Genomic DNA, 24,079 nt, shown 5'->3' with positions numbered 1-24,079 from the left:
CTGAACGGGCTGATGTTCTCCGTTGTGCACGATGCCCTGAGTGCGCCAGCCGTCGAAGCGGCGGCGCCCGGTCAGCGGGACGTGACGTCATGGATCTCGGCGATGTAACCACCGGGAAACCTCACGATGGCGCTATGCCGGCCCGCCGAGAGGTGAGGTCCCCACAGCACCGTCGCACCGGCGGCTTCGGCCTTGGTCAGCGTCTGCGTCAGGTTCGCGACCTGGTACCCGGTGACCTCTCGCCCGAACGGGTAGGGCAGGTGTCCGCCGGACACCATGACGACGGTCTTGCCGAAGGGGGAGGTAAGGCGGATCTTGCGGTACGTCTTCCCAGGCAGCCCGATCTCGCCCGCGTCCGTCTTCGGGCTGTCCGACACGACAGACCCGCTGGTGAACTGCATATAGGAACGCAGGAATGCGCTCACCGCGTCGGCCGGCACGTACACGCGGTTCTCCGGAATCGTCGTGAGCGGCTTGTACACGGGTGCCGTGGTGTGCCAGTACAGCTGGGTGTTGATTCCGCCAGGAAACTGGATGACCGCATCCCGGCCGATGGGGTCGGGGAAGGGGGACACCAGCACATGGGCGCCGCTGGCCCGTGCCTGCCGTATGCCGGCGTCCAAGTTCGTCATCAGCCAGCCGGTGCGCTCTGCTCCGAACGGATACGGTATGGGCGTTTGGAAGTCGAAGACCGACAGAGTGCCGACGGGCGAGAGGACGAGTTCGGACTTGGTCCGGCTGGGGGTAGGGGTGACGTCCGTGACCGACACGGCCGTGTTCGTCCCACCGAAGGTGGCCTTCCAGCTGGCGGTGAACGCGGGCACCTTACCGGGCTCGACGTACACGTGTGTCGAGTCGTATTGAGGCCCGACGGCTATTCGGGAGCTGCTCCGGGCGGCCTGTTGCGTGTTGTCCGCCGCGGTCATGATCGCACCGGTGGCCAGCAGGCCGGACGTGGCCGCCAGGAGCAGGATGCGGGCGAGAACACGATTCCTCATGAGGCTCCTCCGATTCGAGGCGGCTGCCGGAGATCGCCCGGGCAGGTCCCTGCCGGGGGGCCATGCGGCGACCCCCCCGATGACTGCGCGGCGAGGTCGCATACCCGCAGAGCGTAAACAAGGCTGCATGATGACGCACCTGGGAGGTGCGTAGTCACTGCAAGGGCTCGGACGTGCCCTGGAGGCCGACCCGGTCACCGTCGCCCGCCGCTTCGGCCGCCTGTCCGAGCAGGGCGCCGCCTGCGTGGGATTCTCACCCGGCCCACCCCTGTTCGAGCAGATCTGCGTGGCCTTCGTCGTGATCGACTGCGCTCCCGGCGCCACCACCGGGGTCGCCCAGGCACTGAGCGCCCACCCTCACATGCTCATATCGAGCGCGCGGCCGCCGGCCACGACATCCTCGCCATCGCCGCCACCCGCGACCTGCCGGCCCTCTCCCGCTACACCCTCGACCTGCTCCCGCACCTTCCCTGCATCACCGCCGTGGAAGTCCGGATGGTCACCCACATGTTCACCGAGGGCGGCCGGTGGCGCATCGCCGCCCTGGACCCCGCCCAGCGTGCTCAGCTGACCGGCCCGCCCCCGGCCCGGACCCCTGTCGACCCGGGCGAGATCACGCCCTTCGACCGCGCCCTCATCACCCGGATCGCCCACGACGGCCGCGCGCCCTACCGGGCCCTGGCGAGTGACCTCGGCGTCAGCCTCAACACCGCAAAACGCCGCACCGGACAGCTCACCCGACGCGGCCTGCTGCGGTTCCGCTGCGACTTCGCCCCCTCGGCGGCCGGCCCGTCGCGGCCACCCTCTGGGCCAGAGTCCCGCCCGCCGATCTCCCCGAGATCGGCCACGCCCTCGTCCGCCTGCCCGAGACCCGCAACTGCGCCGCCGTCAGCGGCCCTCACGACGAGTTGGTGAGCTGGACCCAGGCAGAGGGCTGACCGGTGAGGGCGGACAAGCACTGGGCCGCCTCAAGACCGGTGGACCGAGCTTGTGGGGCGCGCACAGGACGTCCAGCTTATGGTCATGGAAGAGGTTTCTGCCCGTGACACCGGCTGGACGGGCACGCTCATGATCACCGTAGCCCCTCGATCCCGCCGCACCGCGTGGCTCCGGGATCGGCGGGACCGTCCGACAAGGGCTCGCGGCCGATGAATGTGGTGGCCTCGGAGGCCGACACCGGCACCTGTATGGCCGAGGGGCTGAGCGGCAGCCGGCGCGCGGAGGCGGCGGATGGTCGAGTCGGCCGCCGCAGGCCGGGAATGATCACCCCCGCCGGGTTGATCAAGGTGAAGGCCATCCGGGTACGCGACCAGCAGGTCGAGGGTCGAGGGTCGAGGCGTGGGTTGAAGCAGCCATCCGATCGATCTGTCCGCGGTGGTGCCACACATCGCGGGGCCGGTCAGCTGCGGCGGCTGCTTCCCCTGCACGACCTGTCTCGGGCGGCTGTGTCGGTACCGGGGCAGGTCTGGAGCTCGATCGTGGGGCTCTGGCCTGCTTCCGTCACGCGACCTCCGCAGGGGCCGGTCGGCCATCCCGCGCCGGGCCCCGCGGGTGCCGGCCGTGTACACGGGCAGGCACGGCTGTGCGAAAGGGGTGCGGCGGCATACATCTCCGCTTCCGGCGGAGGAGGCGAAAACCGACACCCCGGCCCTTCCCGCGACGCGACGACGGTTTCCGGGCCCTGGTCACTCCGCCCCCGCTCCGTCGAACCGGCCCAGTCCGCAGCTGACTTCATGCATGAGCGGGCCGACGGGGCGCGCACGACTCTTCTTTTTCCCGAAGTCCGTACAACCCGGAGAAGGATCCATCACGTCTGCACGCGGAGGCCCGCGATCCAGCCGAAATGCAGGCACGGACGTCCGGGCGCGCAACAGCGTGCTCCGGACAGAGGCGGCTGAGCCCAGACAGGCGCCGACATTGACATGACTCGCAAGAATCGGGACAAAAAAGGCAAATAGCTCGAACCGTCCGGCATGTGTCGTCCGTGGAACTGATTGAGCGCGCCCACGCAGGATCAGGATCCGGCCTACCGACCACCCCCGAAGTGCTTGCGGTCACCCCTTTTCCGGTCTCCGCACATCGACAGAAGAGCCAGAAGACCATGTTCGTGACCGATTCCCCCAGCCCGACTTCACTGCTCGGCCGGCCCTGCCGCCGCCATGCACTGCTCACCCTGCCGGCGCAGGAGGCGCACGTCTCCGCCGCTCGTCACTTCGCAGCCGATCTGCTGGAGACCTGGAGTGTGCCCGCGGGTGAGCGGGACTCCGCCACTCTCATCGTCGACGAACTCGCCGCCAGTGCTGCCCAGTACGGCCATGAGCGCATGACCCTGCTGCTCGCCCTCGACCACGAAACTCTGCACATCCTGGTCACCGACTCCGGCGCGGCCGTGGAGCGTCATCGCCCCGGCATCGCCTCCGACGAACACGGCCGTGGCACCGGCATCGTCCAGTTCCTTGCCCAGTCGACCGAGATTCGCCAGACACGCAGCGGCCGCGAAGTCCGCGCCTGCCTGAGGTGCTCGCCATGACCGGGCCGGACGCTCCGCACGAGCTGCGACCCCCTGCCGGGGCCGGCACCGCAGCACAGCCGGCCACCGGGGGCGGCCGCGGCGAAAGGCCACCCGACACCCCCGCCGAGTGGTCCTTCGCGACCCACAAGCCGTGTCCCATCGACGGCTGCCCGGCCCGGCCCAGGTGCCCATACGGTCCGCGGCCCGCCCATCGGCACTCGACCGAGGCGGCCCCCACCACGACACAGTGCTGTGTCAACGCTGCGGCGCCGGCCCCTGCGTACCGGCGGAGGCGTGAGCGTGGACGTCACACCGAACAGCGGCAAGGGCATCGACGCCCCGCCCCCGCACGAGGCATGTACGCACGCGCCAGATCTGCGCCGCGAGATGCACCAAGTGCTGGCCCCCGGAGCCGAACGCGCCTGGCTGCTACGCCGGAAGGCCCTCATGGGGAGGGTCCTGGCGACCCGGGCCCTGTCGCAGCGGCCGCGGAACCCGCCGAGCAACTCGTCCTCCACGACCGCCGCCAGCTCGACCTGGCTGCCGGCCCGCACCACCCCGACACCATCACGCTCGCGTGGCCGACACGGATGAGCCACGCACATGACCGCCAGTTGTCACAGCCCGCCACCAGCGACAAGGAGCTACAGAACATGGGTGGAAAGCAGAAGACACTCGCCATACTCGCCGGAGCCGCGCTGGCAGCCGGACTCGCCGGCCCGGCCTTCGGGTCCACCCCGGCTCACTCGCCGGCCCTGCGCACCGCCGCGACGGGGTCGGGGATGTCGGTCGTGGAGTGGAACCGCGAGCTCGTCACCATCCTCAGCAATCCGAAGGCGCAGCCGTCCACCGTCCAACCCACGCGCAGCTTCGCGCTTCTGCAGGCTGCCGAGTACGACGCGGTGGCATCGATCACCCGGGCCGGCCCCGCCTACGTGTTCTCGGTGACGGCGCCAAGAGGTGCTCGTGCGGACGCCGCGGCGGACCAGGCGGCCCACGATGTGCTGGTCGCCCTCTACCCGGCCAGGCGCGCAGGCTTGAACCAGCGGCTGAGCAGCCAATTGTCCGCGATTTCCGGCGGCCCGGGCAAGCAGGCGGGCATTGGTGTGGGAGCGGAGGTCGCCCGTCGGCTGATCACCCTGCGGTCCAACGACGGATCCTCAGCCAAGCCGCCGCGGTTCCGCCCCGGCGACAAGGCCGGGGACTACCGGCCCACCCCTCCCAATTTCCCGACACCGGTGTTCACCGACTGGGGCTCGGTCAAGCCGTTCGTACTGGCCGACGGACGGCAGTTCCGCCCGGCACCGCCGCCGGCCGTGAGCAGCGCCGCGTACGCCACCGCCTTGACCGAGGTCAAGAGCCTGGGAAGCAAGACCAGCACCACCCGCACTCCCGGTCAGACGGCAGCCGCGAAGTTCTGGGCGGCGGCACCCGTATGGAACGTCTGGAACCAGATCACGCAGAACCTCGTCACCTCCCAGAACGCGAACCTGGAGAAGGCGGTGAAGGTCTTCGCCCGGCTCGACCTGTCCCTCGCCGACACCGCGATCGCGATGTACGACGCCAAGTACGTCTACCACGTCTGGCGGCCCGTGACCGCCATCCGGCTCGGCGGTACGCACTACAACCCGAGCATCGTCGGGGATCCTCACTGGACCCCTCTGCTGCCGACCGCACCGGATCCGTCCTATCCCGGCGCTCACGGCGCTCTCAGCCAGGCTGCGGCAACGACGCTCGCCGGACTCTACGGGGCGCGGCATCATTTCGCGGTGACCTCGAAGGGCGTCACTCGAACCTTCACCGGCTTCCAGGACGCCGCCACCGAAGCGTGGCTCAGCCGGATCTGGGCCGGCCAGCACACCTCCCTCGACAACCACGCGGGCCAGCAACTCGGCGCCCAGGTGGCCGACTTCGTGGCAGGTCGGCTCTGACCGCACCGCCACGCCACAACCATGCACATGGTTGGGCCGAGAAGCCAGTGGTCCCGGCGCATCGGGTACCACTGGCTGAGCGGGGGCGTGGCGTCATCGTGAATGTGAGTACAGCGTCGGCTACCACGCCGGTGCGGGAAGCGGGCGCTTACGGGGCCTCCAAAGCTGCACTCGAACTTCTCACACGAGTATGGGCTGACGAGTTCGGCGCCCAGGGCGTCCGCGTGAACGCCGTGGCTCCGGGCCCTGTCCATACCCCCGGGACGGAAGAGATGGGAGGTGAAACCCTCCAGGCGATCGGGCGAACCACCGTACTGGGGCGGGTCGCATACCCTGAAGAAATCGCGGAAGCGGTTCTGTTCCTTGTTTCGTCCCGCGCCAGCTACATCACCGGCGCGGTTCTCGAGGCACGCGGCGGACAGCTCGCGATCGGATGACTTTGGGATGGGCCGCGATGGATATGCCAACCCCGACGCCCATGCCCACGATGTCTGCCTCGACCCGCAAAGAAGCTGTATCTGATCCTGGGCTGAGCAGTTGACACGGTGTAGTTACGGCAGCAGCACTGACGTGATGGTAGAGCTCTGTGCGATCGTGTACCTGCGGTGCATGGCGAGGAAGCGCTGCTGTACCGCCAGGAAGTCCCGGACGAGCAGCTGGAGCGCGTGCGCCAGGCCGCTGCAGCGTGCCCGGTCCAGGCGATCCTCGTGGGTGAGGCGGTGACCGCCGGTGCCCGGGCCCGGTGACCTTCGGGAGGGCCCCATCGTCATCGTCGGCGCGTCGCTGGCCGGGTTGCGGGCCGCTGAGGCACTGCGCGAGACGGGCTTCACCGGCTCACTGACCGTGGTCGGGGACGCGCCCGGCCTCGGTGAACACCGGTACAGCGGTTGACGCTGAGAACGATCATGGTCAGGGTGTGAGGGCGCTGACCCGGTTCTCGTACTCGCGGCGGGCCTTGCGCTGGGCCGGACCGCAGGGACTCCCTGGGCGCCGTCGAGTGGTGGGCAGCGGGCGAGGAGCTGGTGGTGCACCGCGAGGACGGCGGTGACGCGCAGGGTGTAGCCCTGGCCACGCCGTACGGTCGCCCCCTGGTCGAGCGCGGCGCGCTCGGCGGGCTCCAGTTCGGTGGTGCGGAGGTGGTCGGTGACCTTGCCGGGCATGTCGAGGGTGACCGGCAGCTCTGGGGCGGGGGCATCCTCCTCGCTGGCGGTGTGGTCGGGGAGGAGGTCGGCGACGGCGGTGCGGATCGCGCCGCGGCTGACACGGTGGTCGCGGGCGAGGGCGGCGATGGAGCGGCCTTCCAGGTACGCGGTGCGCACGTCGTCGGTCTTCGTGGCCGCCACGGCGGGGCGGCGCCCGCCCTTCGCGCCCTTGGCCTCGGCGGCGCGCAGTCCCTCGTACGTCAGCTCGCGCTGGAGGTCGCGTTGGAGTTCGCCGACGGTGGCGAGGGTCTGCACCATGAACTTCACGGTGGACAGCAGTTCGCCGGTGCGCGGGTGGCGGGCGGTGAGGTCCATAGCGGAGAACGCGCCGTCGTGGATGCGCAGGGCGAGACGGTCGCGGTGGAGCACGTCGAGCACGTCGAGGATGTGCTGGTTGCCGCGCACGAGGCGGAACATCTCGGAGATGTGCACGGTGTCGCCCGGCCGCGCACGGGTGAGCAGTTCGCGGAACTTCGGCCGCTGGAGCGGATGGAGGCGGCTGGAGGTGCCCGGGTCCTCCTCGAAGAAGACCGGGTCCTCGATCCCGGCCTCCTCCAGGACGAGGTCCTGCCGGGCGGTGGACTGCTGGTCCGTCGAGACCCGCTTGTAGACCAGGTTCGCCACCGAAGGCCCCTTCCGTACGGAGGATCGGACCCCACCTGTCGTCAAACCCTGTCAGCAATCACCATATTCAAACGAAACGACCTGAGCGAAACACATTCGGCGAGGGGCTGGCTCAGGGGCGGAATGCGTCCTGGTGGGCTTCGTCCGAGCTGGTTGCGGCCCAGGAGGCGAGCAGCATGAGGGCGTCGTGGTCGGGGGTGCCTGGTTCGGCGCTGTAGGCGGTCAGCGTGAGGCCGGGGTGGGCAGGCAGTTCCATGGCGTCGAAGTCGAGCGCGATCTCGCCGATGGCCGGGTGGCGGAACGCCTTGCGGCCGGTGCGGTGCAGGCGCACGTTGTGCTTGGCCCAGGCCGCACGGAACTCGTCGCTGCGGGTGACGAGCTCGCCGATCAGCCCGGTCAGTTCGGTATCGCCCGGGGCTCGGCCGGCTTCGGTGCGCAGCAGGGACACGGTGGTGTTGACCGAGGCGTTCCAGTCGGGGAAGAAGCCGCGGCTGGTGGGGTCGAGGAACTGGAAGCGGGCGATGTTCACCGGGGTGGGAGCCGCGGCGGTGAACAGGGGTGCGTACAGGGCGCGACCGAGGTCGTTGACGGCGAGGATGTCGAGGCCGCCGTTGCGGATGAAGGCCGGTGAGCCGGTCATGGACTCCAGGACTCGCTTGAGGCTGGCGGGAACGGTGTCCTTGGCCCGGCGAGGGGTGCGGTGGGCCGGGCGCCGGCGCTGGGCGGCGGCCAGGTCGTGCAGGTGGGAGCGTTCGGCGTCGTCGAGCTGGAGGGCGCGGCAGAGGGCGTCGAGGACTTCTTCGGAGGCGCCGGCGAGCTGGCCGCGCTCCAGGCGGACGTAGTAATCGATGCTGACACCGGCGAGCAGGGCGACTTCCTCGCGGCGCAGTCCGGGGACCCTGCGCTTGCCGTTCCCGAAGGCGGGCAGGCCGGCCTGCTCTGGGGTGATCTTGGCGCGGCGGGTGGCGAGGAACTCTCGGATCTCGCGGCTGGTGTCCATGTTGTCCAGGTTAGGAGGAGCGGGGCGCGGCTGGGAGGTTCTGCCAGTACCTGGAACGGCAGAGCCTTCCACACGCCTGTGAGCTGCGGTTTCCTCGATGTTGTCAGCAGATGCGGCCCCGGGCCGGGAAGGAGGGCAGCCCCCTCGCGGGATGCCTACCGGCCCCGGGTGGCCGACAGTGGCCTACGGCGCATCCTCGGGTCCGCGCCATCACAAGGAGTCACATCATGGCAACGCAGTCCGCGCCCCAGGAGCTGGCCGGTATCGCGCCGAAGCTGGTCGAGCTCACCAACGAGGTCCTGTTTGAGGACGTGTGGGAACGCCCCGGGCTCTCCCCGCGGGACCGCAGCCTGGTCACGGTCAGTGTGCTGGCCGCCCTCTACCGCAGCGAGCAGCTGCCGTACCACCTGGGTGTGGCCCTGGACAACGGGCTCACGATCGAGGAACTGTCCGAGGCGATCACGCACCTGGCGTTCTACGCCGGATGGCCCAACGCCATGACCGCGATCACCCTGCTGAAGAAGATCGCGGACGAGCGCTCCGCCTGATCCCCGGCGCGAGCAGCGACCCGGCTCCGCACGATCAGCGGGGCGTAGTTGACCAAGGAAGAGGAACAAGATGGCTGGCAACGGATTCGACCAGATCTTCCCGCTCGGCAAGAAGAACGACGCCTTCGCGCAGTACTTCATCGGCCAGAGCTACCTGGCTCCGCTCACCTCGGGCAGCGTTCCCGTCATGAACGTCTCCTTCGAGCCGAGCTGCCGCAACAACTGGCACATCCACCACGGCACGAACGGCGGCGGCGACCAGATCCTGCTGTGCACGGCGGGCAGCGGCTGGTACCAGGCCGAGGGCGAGGACCCCATCAGCATGGAGCCGGGCACGGTGATCCGCGTCCCCGCCGGCACAAAGCACTGGCACGGCGCGAAGGCCGACGCGTGGTTCTCCCACCTCGCCTTCATCACCCCGGGCGAAGGTGTCAGCAACGAATGGCTCGAGCCCGTCACCGACGAGGTGTACGGCAAGCTGCCGAAGAACGGAGCGAACGCATGACCGTCCTGAAGGAGACCTACACGCTGTCGAACGGCGTCGAGATCCCCAAGCTGGGGCTCGGCACCTGGTTCATCGACGACGACAAGGCGGCCGACGCGGTCCGCGCGGCCGTGCAGATCGGCTACCGCAACATCGACACCGCCCAGGCCTACGGCAACGAGCGCGGCGTCGGCGAGGGCGTGCGCACCTCCGGCGTGCCGCGCGAGGAGCTGTTCGTCTCGACCAAGCTCGCCGCGGAAATCAAGGACTACGACCAGGCGCTGGCCGCGATCGACGGCTCTCTGGAGAAGCTGGGCCTGGACCGTATCGACCTGATGCTGATCCACAGCCCGCAGCCGTGGGACGACTTCCGCGGCGGCGACTACGCCCAGGGCAACCGCGCCGCCTGGCGTGCCCTGGAGGAGGCCCACCAGGCCGGAAAGATCCGGGCGATCGGCGTCTCCAACTTCCAGCAGCACGACCTGGAGAACGTCCTTGAGGACGCGACCGTCGTCCCGCACGTGAACCAGCTGCTCGTACACGCCGGGAACACCCCCGCCGAGCTGCTGGCCTACTGCGAGAGCCGGCGGATCCTCGTCGAGGCGTACTCGCCGATCGCTCACGGCGCGATCCTGAAGAACGCCGAAGTCCAGGTGATGTCCGAGAAGTACGGCGTGTCCGTCCCCCAGCTCTGCATCCGCTACACCCTCCAGCTGGGCACGGTGTCGCTGCCCAAGACGGCAAACCCCGAGCACATGCGCTCCAACGCCCAGGTCGACTTCGAGATCTCGGACGCGGACATGGACGCGCTGCGGGGCCTGCGCGATGTGGACTACGGCGACCACAGCGCCTTTCCCGTCTTCAGCGGTAAGTGACGCCACAGGAGCGCCACCTCGCTCCGGCACGGATCGGCCACGACGCACCGAGCAGGAGCGAGGTAGTGGTGTCGGTGGCGCCGAACCAGGCAGTCAGCTTGTGCCAGGTCTTGCGGCGGGACATGGCGATGATCTTCTGTGCGCCCAGGTCCTTCGCGGCGATGACCGCGGACAGACCCACAGCGCCGTCACCACCTCAACGTCGGCCGCGACCACGGGCCCACCAGATGGTGCCCATTTCCGCGCCCATTGCGCGTCAATCAACGGCACACCCGGCCCGACGGCCCACCGGTCCAAGCGAAACGGCCTAGTCCGGCTCGCCCTCGTCGTCCTCGTCCAGCTCCGGCGTGTCCGGGTCGCGCAGCGGGCGCAGAACGCCGGCGGCCGGGACGCCGGCGGTGAAGCTGTAGCGGCCGAGCAGGTTCAGGTTGCGGTGCTTGAGCGGGGACAGGCGGGCGATGTCCGAGCTGCTTCCATCCGGCGTCCAGGCCCCGCACCAGCTCCGCCAGGTGCTCCTCCACGGGCATGTCCAGGCTCAGCGCCGCCAGGACGTCCTCCTCGACCGCGTCCCAGTCGGACCCGTCCCGCAGGTGGGCGCGCGGGTTGGACCGGCGGTGAGATGGGGAGGCGAAGACGTCGCGGTTGTTCAGGGCACGGTGCAGCTGTTCCCGTACGCACACCACGTACGCGTCCCGGTCCACCGCGCCCTGCGGCAGGTCCGGGTTGGCGTACACCGTCTTGCGCCACGCGGGCGGCACGAGCTTGTCGTCCACCTCGCGCGGCAGCAGCGGCTTGACGCCCACCTTCCGCCTCGCCAGCGCCGGCAGGCCGCGTACCCCGGCCAGGACCCGCTTGCTCGCGTTCGCCGCGTCCAGCGCCTTCGACTCGTCCAGCAACGCGAGGAACGGGCGCACGGTGGCGTACCGGTTCGCGAGCGCGGCCCGCATGGCGACCTCGGCCGAGTTCTCGTCCTCGGGGACCAGCGAAACCTCCGTGGCCGCCGCGGTCATCACGGCGGCGCGCGGGGCGACCTCCTCCACCGCCGCCCACAGCGCGGCCACGTCCAGGTCCGCTTCCTGCGCCTCGACCAGCTCCAGCTCCTCGAACAGCACCTTCGCCGCTCGCGCGAGCACCCGTGACGCCTTCTCCAGCTGCGGCAGCGTGGACAGCCGTTCCTTCTCCGCCGGCCATCCCGGCCTGGTGGACACCGATCTCGTCGCCGGCCGCTGGTCAAACGCGACGGCGCGCTGGTGGACGTGGACCTCCCGGCGCTGAAGACCCGACTCCTTGAATCGCGCGACCGGATCGTGACGGCCGGCCCCCTGTTCCGCAGCTCAGGCGTTGGGATCGAAGGGGATGCCCGAGGGCATGGAGTGTGCCAGCGCGTAGGCGAAGTCGCCGTCCTTGATCTTGATGGTGGCCGCGCCGAAGTCGGCGCTCATCAGCTTGTCCCGGAAACCGGCCGGGTAGCCGTTCCAGCCCACCAGGCGGGGGTAGAACCAGCCGCCGGTCACGTTCTCCGGAGGCTCGTCGTTGCTGTTGGCGAAGCGGAAGTCGTGGGTGGAGAGGCCGTCCTTGTGGTAGACGATCTTCGGGTGGGTGCCGTCGAAGCGGACCGAGTAGCGGGCGGCCACCTGGTAGCTGGTGTGCTGGGACACCGAGACGTACTGGACCTCGTTGTTGTTGATCCACACCACGACGTGCTCCCAGTCGTGGGTGTGCCCGATGGCGGCCGGGCCGTAGGTCGCCTGGTCCTTCTCGAAGTAGCTGGCGTACATGACGGCACACCAGCCGTTGTTGCACTTCTCGCGTGAGTAGGTGTTGGCGTTGGCGAGTTGGGCGTAGTCGTGGCAGTGCCCGTTGACGTCTCCGCCGAGTTTCAGGCCGGGGTTGATGGTGCCGTCGGCGCCGATGGCGGCGGTGGCGTAGCAGCCGTCGCCGTCGTAGTCGTAGGCGGGGGAGAAGGTCTGTTCCAGGCCGTCGGCGTTCTGCGGCAGCAACTGCAGGACGTTCGCGTGGGCGCTCGCCGGAACGGCCACGACGAGTGTCATGGCGCCCAGTGCTGCGAGCAGGGCCTTGGCAAAGGACTTCACGTTGGGCATTACGGCTCCTTGTCGGGCAGCTCGCGTCAGCAGTACAGGTTGCTGCCCGGTGAGACCCCGAGGATCTGTGTGAAGCGCTGGTAGGCGTCCACGCGGCTCTGCACCTGGGCCGGGTTCTTGCCGTCACATTCGAGGGAGCCGTTGATGCTGCGGATGGTCTGGCCGAATCCGGCGCTGTTGACCATGGCGTTGTGCGGGGTCATGCTGCCTGGTCCCGATTGGGTGTTCCAATACCACAGGCCGGTCTTCCAGGCGACGGAGGCGTTGTTCTCCACCTGCCAGGGGTTGTTGAGCAGGTCGATGCCGAGCGCGTCACCCGCCGCCTTGTAGTTGAAGTTCCAGCTGAGCTGGAGCGGTCCGCGGCCGTAGTAGGCGGCCTGTCCGGCGGGGCAGCCGTACGGCTGGCTCCAGTCGCAGTAGGTGGGGTAGTTGGCGGTGTTCTGCTCGACGACATAGACCAGTCCGCCGGTCTCGTGGCTGACGTTGGCGAGGAAGGCGGCGGCCTCCTGCTTCCTGACCGTGTCGCTGCCGGTGTTCGCGAAGCCGGGGTAGGCGCTGAGGGCCGCGGTGAGTCCGCTGTAGGTGTAGAAGGAGTTCCGGTTCGGGAACATCTGGTTGAACTGCGCCTCGCTCACCACGAAGCCGGACGGGGTGCCGTCGCCGCCGCTCGCGGGTGCGTTCCACTTCTGGTTGGCGCCGCCGCTGCAGCTCCAGATCTGTGTCCGGGTGCCGTTGGCGGAGTTGTTGTCGGTGACGTCCAGGCACTTGTTCGCCTGGGGGTTGACGATGTCGTGGGCGGCGGTGACGGTCCACTTCTGGTTCGCGCCGCCGGTACAGGACCACAGCTGCACCTTGGCGCCGTCGGCGGTCGAATTGCCGGTCACGTCGAGGCACTTGCCGAGGGCGCGGATCGTGCCGTCGCTGCCGACCGTCCACTGCTGGGCGTTGGTGCCGTTGCAGTCGTAGAGCTGGACGGGCGTGCCGTCGGCGGAGTTGGCCCCGGCGACGTCGAGGCACTTGCCGGCGAGTCCGGTGATGGCTCCGGTGTCGGCCTGGGCGGGGCCTGCGGTGAGCAGGCACGCGGTGAGCCCCAGTGCGGCGGTGAGGGCGGCTGTGGAAAGGGATCGGGCCATGAGAGGGGGGTGGCCTTTCACATGGGGGGTGGCGGCCGACGCCTCACCTCATGAACGGAGGGAGGCGTCGTACAGCGCATGGCTGACCCGAGAACCTAAAGGGGGCGGCGACTTTCGTCAAGTAGTGAAGTAAGCATAGTGGAAAGGTGGTTGGCGGGAGGACGGCCAAGAGCCGCGGTCGCGCCGACGGTGGCGCCGAGAGCGCGGAGGCCTCTGCGACTCGGGCCGTCGGGTCCGGCGGGGTCGTACGACCCCGCCGGACCCGCCAGTCAGGGGATCAGTATGCGTTCGCTGTCCGTGCCACCGGATCGGCTACCAGCCGACGGCGACCAGGAGCCATTGCGGATCGGCGTGGGAGATGAAGGAGGACTGGCCCGCCACGTCGTCGTAGGGGAAACCGTAGGCGAGGTGGTTGATGGCGTTGTCGTGCCAGAACTTGGCGTAGTAGTTGGCTGGTGCCGCCTTGTAGAACTGGGCCGGGTCGGACTGCTGGGAGGCCGGCAGGGTGGCGACGTGGCGGTTGAGGGCGGCACACATGTCGGGGTTGCCCGCCAGCGAGGCGGCGCAGCCGAAGATGTCGGAGGTGGCCGCGTTCACGCCCACTGACTGGGCGTAGGCGGCGAAGTAGTTCGCGTTGGCGCCGCCCGCGCGGAAACTGGGGTCGCTGCCGGGCGCGATGATCCGGTACGGGGCCTGGGTCTGGGCCAGGACCTTGAACTGGTCCGGAACGGCGTCGGTGAAGCGCTGGAAGGTGGTGGCGCGGTCCTCGGCGAAGGTCTGCCGGTTCTCGCCGACCTCGGCGTCGTAACCGTCCTTGCTGTGCAGGCGCATGGCCAGCTTGAGGCCGAAGGCGTCGACCCGGGTGGTGTTGCCGTTGAAGACGTTGTTGCCGACGGTGAACTCGATGAAGTCGTAGTACGGGCTGTTGGGCGAACCGAGGTAGAAGTACATGCGGCCCGCGGAGTTGGCCGGCATGTCGAGGTAGGGCTGCTCGGCGATGGAGTGCACCTGCCCGTTGAAGCTCCAGTACACCTGGCTGTCGGGGTACTTGCCGTTGGTGCGGTTGAGGATCTTCACCTCGACGGCGTTGCTCGCCGGGGGGATGTCGCTGGTGCTGCCCCAGAAGTCGTCCGGCGGGGTGGTGCCGCCGGGGCCGTAGACCTGGAACTCCCACAGGGAGTAGCCGTACGGGGTGCCCCGCGCGGTGCCGTAGAGGCGGACGTAGCGGCCACTGCCGGAGATGGCGATGTCCTGCGTTCCGCCGGTGGTGGTGGTGGTGGTGGAGTAGACGGTGGTCCAGGTGCTGGCGTCGGTGGACGTCTGGATCTGGAAGGCGGTCGCGTAGGCGGCCTCCCAGTTCAGGGTGACACGGCTGAGCTGCTGGACGGATCCGAGGTCGACCCGCAGCCATTGCGGGTCGGAGAAGGCAGAGGACCAGCGGGTGCCTGTGTTGCCGTCGACCGCAGCGCTTGCGGGAAAGGAGCCGTTCTCGGTCGAGGAGGCGGTGGCGGGCCTGCCCTGGGACAGCAACTGGTCGGCGGCGCGCGCGGGCGTCGGTGCCAGGACTGCGAAGCAGGCGGCGATCAGGACGACGACCAGGCCGAGGGCCGCGCGTGGGCGTGCGGCGCCGACCGGCGGTCTGCGGGTGGGTGCGCCGGCGGAACTCTGCATGTGGGGTCTCCTCAAGCCGGTCCGGCATGCGTGGGGATGGAGCAACAGCAGACATGAGAGCGCTCTCTCGGGTTGTAGTCCTACCGGTGTCAGCCGTCAACAACTGAAGCCGAAATCAGTCGGGTTTGCGGCTCTGTCGACGACACGGCACTGATCTCGCCACAGGTGTCGCGTGTGGTGCGTCCGGCGCATTCGGCTTCCGGCCGCGCGATCAGCCCAAGCCGGGCTCTGCTTACATCCCTTGACGCATCCGGTACGGACCTGACCGCGCCGTCATGCCGACTCGCGACCCACAAGTCAGGGCTCGGAGACGACCGGCGTCGCGTCTGTGAGTGCGCCGTTGGGTGTGCTCGTCGAGCAAGCGGGTCAGCTCCGCCGCCCTCTCCTCAACCGGCCGGCGGACGTGGTCAGTCGAGGACGGGAGGTGACGGCGATACCGAGTCGTCGAAGCCGACGACGGCCACGTCCTCGGGCACCCGGCGGCTGCGCCGGCGCCGCACTTGGCAGGCGCCGTGGGCCATGAGGTCGTTGGCCGCGAACACGCCGTCCGTGTCCGGGTGGCGGTCCAGCAGTCCGACATGGCCGCGATACCGCTGTCGAGGGTCAAGCCGCCCTCGGCGAGTGGGACGTACGGGCGGCCGTGACGGGCGAGCGTGTCGCGGAACCCGGCCAGGTGTTCCCGGCTCGCCGCTACGTCCAAGGGGCCGCATGGCTGAGGCCCGCGTCGAGCAGGGTGCCGAGGGTGCGGGCAGCGGCCGGGGTGTCCGCGAAGGACTCCGTCGCGCCTCGATGTACCCGGGCACGACGATCCCCGGTTCTGCGCCTCGCCCCAAGAGGGCCGATCCGACACTGTCCCTGGTCGGCCCAGCCACGGGACGCGGCGGACCACACCTCCCTGGGGGCCCTCACCGAACCCGCCGATGACCAAGATAATTCACGCCTTATATTTTGATGTATTGACGGCGGGGCGGGCTGCCCCTAGCGTCCGATCCGCATCGCGCCCCCACATCGCGACCAAGGAGAAACGTGTGACCGACGTTCCCGCCGCCGTCCCCGCCGCGCGCGACCGCGCACCCCGCCGGCGCAGACGCACGGCCGCCCTCACGACAGCCTTCCTGCTGCCGGCCGCCGCCGGTATCGCGCTGGCTACCGCCCCGAGTGCCGCCGCCGCGAGCATCCCCACCGCTCCCACCGCCGTCGTCAACGCAGGCAGCGGCAAGTGCGTCGACGCGAGCGGCGGTGCCACCGGCAACGGCACAGCCGTGCAGCAGTACGCCTGCAACGGCACCGGAGCGCAGTCCTGGCAGTTCACCCCGACCGACGGCGGCTACTACCGGATCGGCGTGGCCTCAGCGCCGGACCAGGTCTGGGACGAGACCGGCGTCTCCACCGCCGACGGCGCGCCGACCCAGCTGTGGCTCTACGGCGGCGGCGCCAACCAGCAGTGGCAGCCGGTCGCGGAGGCCTCCGGCACGTACCACTTCGTCAACCGCAACAGCGGCAAGTGCCTCGACGTGCCGTCCGCGTCCACCGCCGACAGCGTCCAGCTGCAGCAATACACCTGCAACGGCACCGCCGCCCAGTCCTTCTCGCTCTCCGCCGGCATCACCCCGCCGGCCGGCACCCCGGACTTCGGCCCCAACGTCACGGTGTTCGACCCGTCGATGCCGACGTCCACCATCCAGTCGAAGATCAACCAGGTCTACAGCACCCAGCAGAACAACGAGTTCGGCACCCAGCGCAACGCCCTGCTGTTCACCCCCGGCACCTACAACGTCGACATACCCGTCGGCTACTACACCCAGGTCGCCGGACTCGGCCTGTCACCGGACCAGGTGTCCATCACCGGCGGAGGCGTGCACGTCGAGGGTCACACCAGCGACGGCAACGCCACCCAGAACTTCTGGCGCGACGCCGAGAACATGTCGGTGAGCCCCGGCTCGGGCAGCACCATGTGGGCCGTCTCGCAGGCCGACCCGTTCCGGCGCATGGACGTGCACGGCAGCATGAAGCTGTGGGACGACACCCACGGCACCAGCACCAACTGGTCCAGCGGCGGCTACATCGGCGACTCGCGGGTCTCCGGCCAGATCAACTCCGGGACCCAGCAGCAGTTCCTCACCCAGGACACCGCCATGAACGGCGGCTGGACCGGGCACAACTGGAACATGGTCTTCGTCGGCGACACCGGCGCACCGGCGACCAGCTTCCCCAATCCGCAGTACACCACCGTCGCCCAGAGCCCCGTGATGCGCGAGAAGCCGTTCATCTACGTCGACAGCTCGGGCAACTGGCAGGTGTTCGTCCCCTCGGTGGGCACGAATGTCCAGGGCCCCGACTGGACGAACGGCAACGCCCCGGGCACCTCGCTGCCGATCAGCCAGTTCTACATCGTCATGCCCGGTGACACCGCCACGACGATCAACAACGCGCTCGCCGCCGGCAAGAACCTGATCGTCACCCCGGGCGTCTACCACCTGTCCGCCCCGCTCGACATCACCCGCCCCGACACCGTCGTCCTCGGCCTGGGCCTGGCCACCCTCGTCCCGGACAACGGCGTCACCGCGATCACCACCGCCGATGCCGACGGCATCGACATCGCCGGCCTGCTGATCAGCGCGAACACCACCAACTCCAACACCCTCATGCAGGTCGGCCCGACCGGCTCGACCGCCCGTCACACCGCCGACCCGATCGTGCTGCACGACGTGTTCTTCCGCATCGGCGGCGACATCGCCGGCAAGGCCACCCAGTCACTGGTGATCAACAGCAACGACGTCATCGGCGACGACCTCTGGCTGTGGCGCGCGGACCACACCAACGGCGTCGGCTGGACGACCAACCCGGCCGCAGGCGGACTGATCGTCAACGGCAACAACGTCACCATGTACGGCCTGGCGGTCGAGCACTACCAGAAGTACCAGACCACCTGGAACGGCAACGGCGGCCGCACGTACTTCTACCAGAGCGAGACCCCCTACGACGTGCCTGATCAGGCCGGCTGGACCACCAGCGGAGGGGACCTCGGCTACGCCTCCTACAAGGTCGCCAACTCGGTCACCTCCCACGAGGCGTGGGGTGTGGGTGTCTACGCCTACCTCCGCGACAACCCCTCCGTCGTCCTCGGCCACGCCATCGAGGTGCCTACCACGTCAGCGGTGAAGTTCCACAGCATGGTCACCACGGTCCTGGGTGGAGACGGCACCATCAACCACGTCATCGACAACACCGGCAACCAGGTAACCCCCAGCAGCAACGTGGCGTACCTGGTGAGCTATCCGTAAGTCCGGCAACGGCCCGACGGCACAGGGTGCAACTTGTCCGTGCCCTGTGCGGGTGACGTGGGCCGGGCAGACCGGCCGGGCAGGGACTGTAAATCGTTCGGTGCAACTCCCGATCATGGAAGATGCATCGATGACCAGTGAGAACGTGGCCGAGCACGAGGCCGGCGAGTCGGCGGCGGCTGTGTCGGCCAAGGCCGTGGACGACGAGCTGATCGACGAGCTGGTGAGCCGGGCTCAGGCAGAGGGGCTGCAGCTGACCAAGCGGCTCCTGGAGTCCGGTCTCGAAGGCGAGATCACCGACCACCTCGGCTATGACAAGCACGATCCGGCGGGCAAGGACGGTGGCAACTCCCGCAACGGCAAACGCTCCAAGACCGTCCTGACCGACGTGGGGCCGGTGGAGATAGCCGTGCCCCGCGATCGGGACGGCTCCTTCGAGCCGAAGATCGTCAGAAAGCGGCAGAAGCGCCTGCCCGGCGTCGACGAGATGGTGATCTCGCTGGCTGCGAAGGGCCTGACCACCGGTGAGGTCCAGGCCCACCTTGCGGAGGTCTATGGCGCCGAGGTCTCCCGGCAGACCATCTCCACCATCACCGACAAGGTCCTCGAGGGCATGGCCGAATGGCAGAGCCGCCCTCTGGACTCGGCACTTCAGGGCGGCCTGCTCGTTCGGGAAGTGTCCGCGGGCCTGTCTACATGGCTATCGTGTCGCTCGATCCCACCGGCAAGGGCCAGGCCCGCTGGACCATGCGCTGGAAGACGGCGCTGAACGCCTTCGACATCACCTTCGACGGCCGACTCTCAGCAGCCCGCCAGTAACCCAACCACCCTGGTTACACCCTTCGTTTGACAGACCCCGTCGTCGAAGTCAGGTCGTCCCTGCGCTGATACCAGCCAGGTTTGAGTGGGGTCCACGCTGGCTGTTCTGGTGCTCGATTGGATGGCAGAGCGACTGGCTTCACTCTTGTAGGATCTCGCCGCGTACGACATGTCGATCTTTTACCTGGGCTTTCTTGGTTGTCTCACGGCCGTGTCACCATGATCAGTCTCAAGTCCGTGGCATTTCCTCGTCCGACACCGGGCAGGTCGGCCGGTCGTCCACCCCACCGCCGCTGTTGACCCATTCCATGGCGCTCAGGGGCGCACGCGAATGACGGTCTTGCCCTTGCGCCGCTCGGTCGGGTTGAGCGCAGGGACGGCGTCGTCGAGGGTCGCGACGGTTCCGATGTGCGTGCGAAGGCGCCCGTCCCGCACCCGGTCGACGATCTCCACCAGCTGACTCGGAACGGACTCGACGACGAAGTCGACCGCCAAGCCGTCGACAGGGCGAGCCTCAACAGGCCCGACCACCGACACCAGCGTCCCGCCAGGCCGGATGATTCTCGCCGAGCGCCTTTGGATGTCAGCGCCGATGACATCGAAGACCACGTCGACCCCGCCGATGTCGTCGAGATCCTCGGTGGCGAGGTCGAGGAACTCGTTCGCGCCGAAGTCGAGCGCCGCCTGGCGGTCCGCCGCCCGCCCGGTACCGATGACGTAGGCGCCGAACTCCCGGGCGAGCTGGGTAACCACAGACCCGACTGCGCCGGCGGCGCCGTGTGCGAGGACGCTCTGCCCCGCCTGAAGACGACCGTGCTGGAACAGACCTTGCCATGCGGTCAGGCCGGAGATCGGCAGGCTCGCACCCACCGTGAAGTCGACGTTCCCCGGCAGCGGCGCCAGGTTGCGTGCCTCCACGGCCGCGTACTCGGCCAGGGTTCCATCGCGGTGCCAGTCCGTGATCCCGAACACCCGCTGTCCCGCCGAGAGCCCTGTCGTGCCGTAGCCGAGGGAGGTGACCACTCCGGCGAACTCGTGGCCGATGATCGCCTGGGCCCGATCGCGACCGGCGCGATCGACCCACGTCGAGGGCCACTCCCACTCCGCGGGGACGAAGCCCGACGCATGGACTTCAACGACGACGTCGTTGATCGCCGGCGTCGGCTCAGGCCGCTCCGCGAGTGTGATCCCGGCTGCTTCCGCGGCAGGATCCGTCGCGACGATTGCCTTCACTGGCGCCTCCGTATATCTCGTGCTCGCCGGCTCTGTGCGCCGCCCAAGCCATGGAGTGGGCTGATTAGCCCACAGTGGAACGGCAACAAGATCCGTCACCACAGACGGATGGACCACTGAAACGCGTCGAGTCCAACCGGGCTCGACGAGCACCACACACCCAGGGCGGCAGCACCCACCCACGCGCTAGTCTCACGGCGATGTCGTATATGGCATCGGTACGACACGGCTCGTGCGATGACGACATCAGCCGTAAGACCCAACTGGTTCGGTGTAGAGACTCCGCTTCCGTGTCTTGTCACGCTGCCGTGACCTGCGGCTTCTAGCGGTGTCTTATACCGTGGCCAGCCATCCAGTCACGAACATGACCGTGCCCTTTGGCCGCTCTCTGCCGAGAGTGCCGAGGGCCGCGTACCGGTGGCTAGGGGCCTGTTCGGCGGATCGCGTCACAGGAAAGCAGCGGTGAGCCATTGGCGCAGATGTGCGGCCCAAGCCCCGCGTCTGTGGCACGACCCGCTGGACAGGGCCCCAGGGCACTGGGCACTCACGTCTTCTTCTTGTGCATCGTCCGTAGGCGCAATTTGACCTTGACCTCCAGGTGCTTACCGTCCAGCCAGCTGCGCATCTGGGGAATGAACTCGTTGGCGCCCTGTTGGAGCCGCTGGCTGTCGTCCATCCACTTGCGGAGCAGATCGATGGGGTGCCCGTGCAGCGCCACGACTTCGTCAATCTCGTTTGCGGTCACGCAGTGGGCATCTGCGGCAGGCGTGAGCTCGGCGAGGGCAAACAGTTCGCTGTAGCGGTTGGCGGCCTTCTTCACCGGGTCGAGGTCGCCCAGCGAGGGGAGGTAGATCACTTCGGCGAGGCGGTCGGAGGCTTCCTTGCCGTGAACGCGTCGTGTTCCGCTTGGGGGGGCTTCCTCCGATGTCCTCCGCGAGTTCGATCCCCGTGTCCTGCGCACCTGCCGGGCACAAGGGCGCGGGAGCGGACCGTTGGTCTGGTACACGCTGCCCGTCGGCACGGTCTCCCATCGTCGAGGTCCTGCATCAGGCGAGAGCAGCGGTGATAGCTATTCCCCCGCACGTTGTCAGGACGGTGCGGGACGCAATGGTCTGCCGGAGTCGGCGTCAAGACGGGGTCGACGGTGGTCGATTGCGGGTCTACTCGGATTTTCGATGGGCCCTCTCAGACCGTCGCCGGCTAGCGAACCTGCAGTACGTCGACTTCGGGAGACCTCACGAAGGTCTGCACGTAATCGATGGCTGCCTGCAACGCGTCCCTCAGCGGTGTGATGTCCCGAGCGACCTGAGCGAGGAGGCTGCCGCCCTGGAATGCGGAGAGAAGCAGATTGGCCAGCTGCGTCGGATCCGCGTCAGTGCTGATGCGGCCGAGTTGCTGCATGTGCTGGAGCCCGTCGCGGAAGATGTCCCGCCACTGATCGAACGCACTCGCGAGCTCATCGTGGACGTCAAGGTCGGTCTTGATGATCTCGCTCGCGAGGGAGCCGAGGCTGCAGCCTTCCTGGTAGGCGCGCTCGTAGCCGGCGTAGAAATCCGCCCACTCCCGAAATGCGTCGAAATCCTCGAAGGAGGAGAATCGCTCATCGCGATGGAATGCGAGGACGCGATCGGCCTGCCATGCGATGACTGCCAGGACGAGACTCTCCTTGGTCGGGAAGTAGTGGTTGAGCTGTGACCCACTGACGCCGGCTGCGCGACGGAGCTGCTCGTTGTTCGTCGCGTGGACTCCGTTCGTGTAGATGAGTTCCGCGGCATGCTCCAGGATCCGGGTACGCGTCGCCTGGCCCTTGTCCGTGAGCTTGCGAGGCACCCGAGCTCGTGTCGTGGCTTCCATGCGTCGCACCATACCGCAGAGTGGGCTTGACAGCCCAGTGATGGGTTGTGTTAGCTCCGAGAAGTGGGCTGCCTAGCCCAAAAAATGTTCGACCCGACCTGGGCTCGGCGACTGCTCGCACGCCTACCGGAGGTTGATTTGCTATGGCACGACTGAACGTTCCCTCTTCCGACGATGTCCCCGCGGGTGCGCAAGGCATCCTCGGCAACATTGGCGGACAGCTCGGCTTCGTCCCGAACATGTTCAAGACCATCGCGTCGAACCCGACCGTTCTTGACGCCGTCGTGACGCTGCAGAGCACCATGAGTCGCGTTCTGGACGCGAAGACGCGGCACACCATCGCGCTCGCGGTCTCGGAGGTCAACGGCTGCGCTTACTGCCTGGCGATTCACACGTACGTGTCATCCGAACTCAGCGGCATGTCGAGCGACGACATCGACCTGGCTCGCGCCGGGAGCTCGGTGGACCCCAAGCGCGCCGCAGCCGCTCGCTTCGCTCAGCGGGTGGTCGAGAGCCGCGGGCGAGTCAGCGACGCAGACCTCGCGGCTGTGCGCGGCGCCGGCTACACCGACCCGCAGATCCTGGCGATCGTCACGGTCGCAGTGCAGGCCCTGCTGACCAATTTTCTCAACAACGTCAACCAGACCGACATCGACATCCCCTCCGCCAGCTCGGTCGGTATGTCCAGCTGACGCCGAAACCCCCGACTGAAGATATCGCGACCGACCTGTACCTACCGTCGGCCGGACCGAGTGAAGGGAAAACCATGAAGGCAAGCGGAGTGTCGGGACCCGATGCGGACGTCGTCCTCCTGGAGGTGCCTGAGCCGTCGGCTCCTGGTGCTGGTCAGCTTCTGCTGGAGGTGGAGGCGGCCGGTGTCGGTCCGTGGGATCGGTTGCTGAACGGTGCGGGCTGGGATGTGGGGCTGCGTCCGCCGGCGGCGCTGGGTGTGGAGGGCGTGGGCCGGGTTGTGGCTGTGGGTCCTGATGTCGAGGGCTTTGCTGTCGGTGACCGGGTGCTTGCGCATGAGGCCCCGTTGCCCGGTGGCAGTGGCTTCTGGGCTGAGCGGGTGCTGATCACTGCGGCCAGTGCTGCGATTTGCCCGGCGGGGCTGGATCCGGTGCAGGCGGGGGCGCTGCCGGTTGCCGGGCTCACGGCGTACCAGTCACTGGAGGTGCTGGGGCTGAGCCGGGGGGAGCGGCTTCTGATCACCAATGGTGGTGGGGCGACCGGTGTGCTGGCGTTGCAGATTGCTGCTGCTCGAGGGATCGAGGTGACGGTGACGGCGTCCGCTTCGGCTGCTGAGCGCCTGCGTGGTCTGGGTGCGTTGGCGGTCGTCGACTACCACGACCCGGATTGGGCGGGTCGGGTTCGTGGTGGGTTCGATGGTGTGCTGATCGCTGCTGGCGGTACGGCTCGGGCCGCGCTGTCGCTGGTGCGGGACGGTGGGCGTCTGGTGTCGCTGACCTCGGACGCGCCGGCGGGGGAGCGTGGTATCACCAGTACGGATCTCTACGTCCGGCCTGATGCCGCTCAGCTTGCCCATCTGGCGGAGGCGGTCGTGGAGGGAAAGCTGAAGCAGAACGTGGAAGCGCTCCCGTTGAATGAGGGGCCGGCCGCTTTCGCCCGGGTGTCCGCCGGGCAGGCCGGTGGCAAGAAGCTCGTGCTGACCTGAGCACGTCCAGCGCGGGGTGTCGCCCGGTCCTGACACCGACTCATGGCACCCGCCGGACACGGTACGGCCGCGTGCGCGGCCGTACCCACCAGGCCCGGCGCGCATCAGGCGGTCGGTCCGGCTCACGGTGGCAC

Annotated in this window: 19 protein-coding genes and 5 pseudogenes; 12 read left to right on the top strand and 12 right to left on the bottom strand. The window is 68.4% G+C overall.

Annotated elements, in window-relative coordinates:
- Window positions 1-71 precede the first annotated feature (71 nt).
- A complete protein-coding gene (locus FB563_RS42615; RefSeq protein ID WP_055705590.1) occupies window positions 72-998 on the bottom strand; it encodes a hypothetical protein in 927 nt (308 codons plus the stop codon).
- Window positions 999-1,493: 495 nt separating this feature from the next.
- On the opposite strand from FB563_RS42615, the gene FB563_RS44840 reads away from it, so the two are divergent.
- The 5 genes from FB563_RS44840 (at window position 1,494) to FB563_RS42590 (ending at window position 5,878) form a co-directional block, all read left to right on the top strand.
- The gene (locus tag FB563_RS44840; protein WP_055705589.1) at window positions 1,494-1,913 is read left to right on the top strand and encodes an Lrp/AsnC family transcriptional regulator; all 420 of its coding nucleotides are present in this window, start codon (window positions 1,494-1,496) and stop codon (window positions 1,911-1,913) included.
- 1,069 nt (window positions 1,914-2,982) lie between these two features.
- A complete protein-coding gene (locus FB563_RS44835) occupies window positions 2,983-3,528 on the top strand; it encodes an ATP-binding protein (protein ID WP_244329083.1) in 546 nt (181 codons plus the stop codon).
- 276 nt (window positions 3,529-3,804) lie between these two features.
- Entirely contained in the window at window positions 3,805-4,104 is a 300-nt protein-coding gene (locus FB563_RS42600; protein ID WP_234357700.1) for a hypothetical protein, read from the top strand.
- A 59-nt stretch (window positions 4,105-4,163) separates the two neighbouring features.
- Window positions 4,164-5,441, top strand: a complete 1,278-nt coding sequence (locus tag FB563_RS42595; RefSeq protein ID WP_055705588.1) for a vanadium-dependent haloperoxidase — start codon at window positions 4,164-4,166, stop codon at window positions 5,439-5,441.
- Window positions 5,339-5,878: an SDR family NAD(P)-dependent oxidoreductase gene (locus tag FB563_RS42590; RefSeq protein ID WP_234357699.1), complete on the top strand. Its 540-nt coding sequence runs from the start codon at window positions 5,339-5,341 to the stop codon at window positions 5,876-5,878. The genes FB563_RS42595 and FB563_RS42590 overlap by 103 nt, the downstream gene beginning before the upstream one ends.
- 987 nt (window positions 5,879-6,865) lie before the next feature.
- Here FB563_RS42590 and FB563_RS44830 read toward each other — a convergent pair.
- Window positions 6,866-7,267, bottom strand: a pseudogene (locus FB563_RS44830) (recombinase family protein); the annotation flags it as partial.
- A 112-nt stretch (window positions 7,268-7,379) separates the two neighbouring features.
- Window positions 7,380-8,267 carry a helix-turn-helix transcriptional regulator gene (locus FB563_RS42575; RefSeq protein WP_055705587.1) on the bottom strand — a complete coding sequence of 296 codons (888 nt, stop codon included), beginning with the start codon at window positions 8,265-8,267 and terminating at the stop codon, window positions 7,380-7,382.
- Window positions 8,268-8,494: 227 nt separating this feature from the next.
- Here FB563_RS42575 and FB563_RS42570 point away from each other — a divergent pair, with 227 nt between their 5' ends.
- The 3 genes from FB563_RS42570 to FB563_RS42560 all read left to right on the top strand — a co-directional run bounded on the left by FB563_RS42570 (window position 8,495) and on the right by FB563_RS42560 (window position 10,174).
- A complete protein-coding gene (locus tag FB563_RS42570) occupies window positions 8,495-8,815 on the top strand; it encodes a carboxymuconolactone decarboxylase family protein (RefSeq protein WP_055705586.1) in 321 nt (106 codons plus the stop codon).
- Between the two features lie 70 nt (window positions 8,816-8,885).
- Window positions 8,886-9,320, top strand: coding sequence for a cupin domain-containing protein (locus FB563_RS42565; RefSeq protein ID WP_055705585.1), 435 nt, complete (start codon window positions 8,886-8,888; stop codon window positions 9,318-9,320).
- A complete protein-coding gene (locus FB563_RS42560) occupies window positions 9,317-10,174 on the top strand; it encodes an aldo/keto reductase (protein WP_055705584.1) in 858 nt (285 codons plus the stop codon). Before FB563_RS42565 ends, FB563_RS42560 begins: the two co-directional genes overlap by 4 nt.
- Window positions 10,175-10,235: 61 nt before the next feature.
- Here the strand turns inward: FB563_RS42560 and FB563_RS44825 are convergent.
- The 6 genes and pseudogenes from FB563_RS44825 to FB563_RS44820 form a co-directional block, all read right to left on the bottom strand.
- Window positions 10,236-10,367, bottom strand: a pseudogene (locus FB563_RS44825) (IMP dehydrogenase); the annotation flags it as partial.
- Between the two features lie 262 nt (window positions 10,368-10,629).
- Window positions 10,630-11,394, bottom strand: a pseudogene (locus FB563_RS42550) (Tn3 family transposase); the annotation flags it as partial.
- Window positions 11,395-11,508: 114 nt separating this feature from the next.
- Window positions 11,509-12,276 carry an NPP1 family protein gene (locus tag FB563_RS42540; RefSeq protein ID WP_055705581.1) on the bottom strand — a complete coding sequence of 256 codons (768 nt, stop codon included), beginning with the start codon at window positions 12,274-12,276 and terminating at the stop codon, window positions 11,509-11,511.
- A gap of 26 nt (window positions 12,277-12,302) precedes the next feature.
- On the bottom strand, window positions 12,303-13,409 hold the full coding sequence (locus tag FB563_RS42535; protein ID WP_055705580.1) for a lectin: 1,107 nt from the start codon (window positions 13,407-13,409) through the stop codon (window positions 12,303-12,305).
- 312 nt (window positions 13,410-13,721) lie between these two features.
- Window positions 13,722-15,080: a beta-1,3-glucanase family protein gene (locus FB563_RS42530; protein ID WP_055705579.1), complete on the bottom strand. Its 1,359-nt coding sequence runs from the start codon at window positions 15,078-15,080 to the stop codon at window positions 13,722-13,724.
- Window positions 15,081-15,377: 297 nt separating this feature from the next.
- Window positions 15,378-15,789 (bottom strand): annotated as a pseudogene (locus FB563_RS44820) (substrate-binding domain-containing protein); the annotation flags it as partial.
- Window positions 15,790-16,108: 319 nt separating this feature from the next.
- Between FB563_RS44820 and FB563_RS42520 the strand changes: the two are divergent.
- Both FB563_RS42520 and FB563_RS42515 read left to right on the top strand, forming a co-directional pair.
- Complete coding sequence (locus tag FB563_RS42520) at window positions 16,109-18,364, top strand: RICIN domain-containing protein (protein ID WP_411573178.1); 2,256 nt, start codon at window positions 16,109-16,111, stop codon at window positions 18,362-18,364.
- 130 nt (window positions 18,365-18,494) lie between these two features.
- Window positions 18,495-19,007, top strand: a pseudogene (locus FB563_RS42515) (transposase); the annotation flags it as partial.
- A 491-nt stretch (window positions 19,008-19,498) separates the two neighbouring features.
- On the opposite strand, the gene FB563_RS42510 reads toward FB563_RS42515, so the two are convergent.
- From FB563_RS42510 to FB563_RS42500, 3 genes are all read right to left on the bottom strand, one after another.
- Window positions 19,499-20,416: an NADP-dependent oxidoreductase gene (locus tag FB563_RS42510; RefSeq protein ID WP_055705578.1), complete on the bottom strand. Its 918-nt coding sequence runs from the start codon at window positions 20,414-20,416 to the stop codon at window positions 19,499-19,501.
- A 544-nt stretch (window positions 20,417-20,960) separates the two neighbouring features.
- Window positions 20,961-21,272, bottom strand: coding sequence for a hypothetical protein (locus FB563_RS42505; RefSeq protein ID WP_055705577.1), 312 nt, complete (start codon window positions 21,270-21,272; stop codon window positions 20,961-20,963).
- Window positions 21,273-21,616: 344 nt separating this feature from the next.
- Window positions 21,617-22,270: a TetR/AcrR family transcriptional regulator gene (locus tag FB563_RS42500; RefSeq protein WP_055705576.1), complete on the bottom strand. Its 654-nt coding sequence runs from the start codon at window positions 22,268-22,270 to the stop codon at window positions 21,617-21,619.
- Between the two features lie 143 nt (window positions 22,271-22,413).
- Between FB563_RS42500 and FB563_RS42495 the strand changes: the two genes are divergently transcribed.
- Together FB563_RS42495 and FB563_RS42490 are read left to right on the top strand one after the other, a co-directional pair.
- On the top strand, window positions 22,414-22,962 hold the full coding sequence (locus tag FB563_RS42495) for a carboxymuconolactone decarboxylase family protein (RefSeq protein ID WP_055705575.1): 549 nt from the start codon (window positions 22,414-22,416) through the stop codon (window positions 22,960-22,962).
- Window positions 22,963-23,036: 74 nt separating this feature from the next.
- The gene (locus FB563_RS42490; RefSeq protein WP_079048704.1) at window positions 23,037-23,945 is read left to right on the top strand and encodes an NADP-dependent oxidoreductase; all 909 of its coding nucleotides are present in this window, start codon (window positions 23,037-23,039) and stop codon (window positions 23,943-23,945) included.
- The last annotated feature ends 134 nt before the right edge of the window (window positions 23,946-24,079 follow it).

This window comes from Streptomyces puniciscabiei (assembly GCF_006715785.1).
Classification (GTDB): domain Bacteria; phylum Actinomycetota; class Actinomycetes; order Streptomycetales; family Streptomycetaceae; genus Streptomyces; species Streptomyces puniciscabiei.
The sequence above is the reverse complement of the archived record's forward strand: the minus strand, read 5'-3'. Positions and strand labels throughout refer to the sequence as shown.

Bases quoted from the DNA above. Each gene is read 5' to 3' on its own strand.
- FB563_RS42595 (WP_055705588.1), top strand. From the start codon at position 4,164: ATGGGTGGAAAGCAGAAGACACTCGCCATACTCGCCGGAGCCGCGCTG.
- FB563_RS44840 (WP_055705589.1), top strand. From the start codon at position 1,494: ATGGTCACCCACATGTTCACCGAGGGCGGCCGGTGGCGCATCGCCGCC.
- FB563_RS42530 (WP_055705579.1), bottom strand. From the start codon at position 15,080: ATGCAGAGTTCCGCCGGCGCACCCACCCGCAGACCGCCGGTCGGCGCC.
- FB563_RS42560 (WP_055705584.1), top strand. From the start codon at position 9,317: ATGACCGTCCTGAAGGAGACCTACACGCTGTCGAACGGCGTCGAGATC.
- FB563_RS42615 (WP_055705590.1), bottom strand. From the start codon at position 998: ATGAGGAATCGTGTTCTCGCCCGCATCCTGCTCCTGGCGGCCACGTCC.
- FB563_RS42495 (WP_055705575.1), top strand. From the start codon at position 22,414: ATGGCACGACTGAACGTTCCCTCTTCCGACGATGTCCCCGCGGGTGCG.
- FB563_RS42490 (WP_079048704.1), top strand. From the start codon at position 23,037: ATGAAGGCAAGCGGAGTGTCGGGACCCGATGCGGACGTCGTCCTCCTG.
- FB563_RS42540 (WP_055705581.1), bottom strand. From the start codon at position 12,276: ATGCCCAACGTGAAGTCCTTTGCCAAGGCCCTGCTCGCAGCACTGGGC.
- FB563_RS42500 (WP_055705576.1), bottom strand. From the start codon at position 22,270: ATGGAAGCCACGACACGAGCTCGGGTGCCTCGCAAGCTCACGGACAAG.
- FB563_RS42575 (WP_055705587.1), bottom strand. From the start codon at position 8,267: ATGGACACCAGCCGCGAGATCCGAGAGTTCCTCGCCACCCGCCGCGCC.
- FB563_RS42565 (WP_055705585.1), top strand. From the start codon at position 8,886: ATGGCTGGCAACGGATTCGACCAGATCTTCCCGCTCGGCAAGAAGAAC.
- FB563_RS42535 (WP_055705580.1), bottom strand. From the start codon at position 13,409: ATGGCCCGATCCCTTTCCACAGCCGCCCTCACCGCCGCACTGGGGCTC.
- FB563_RS42570 (WP_055705586.1), top strand. From the start codon at position 8,495: ATGGCAACGCAGTCCGCGCCCCAGGAGCTGGCCGGTATCGCGCCGAAG.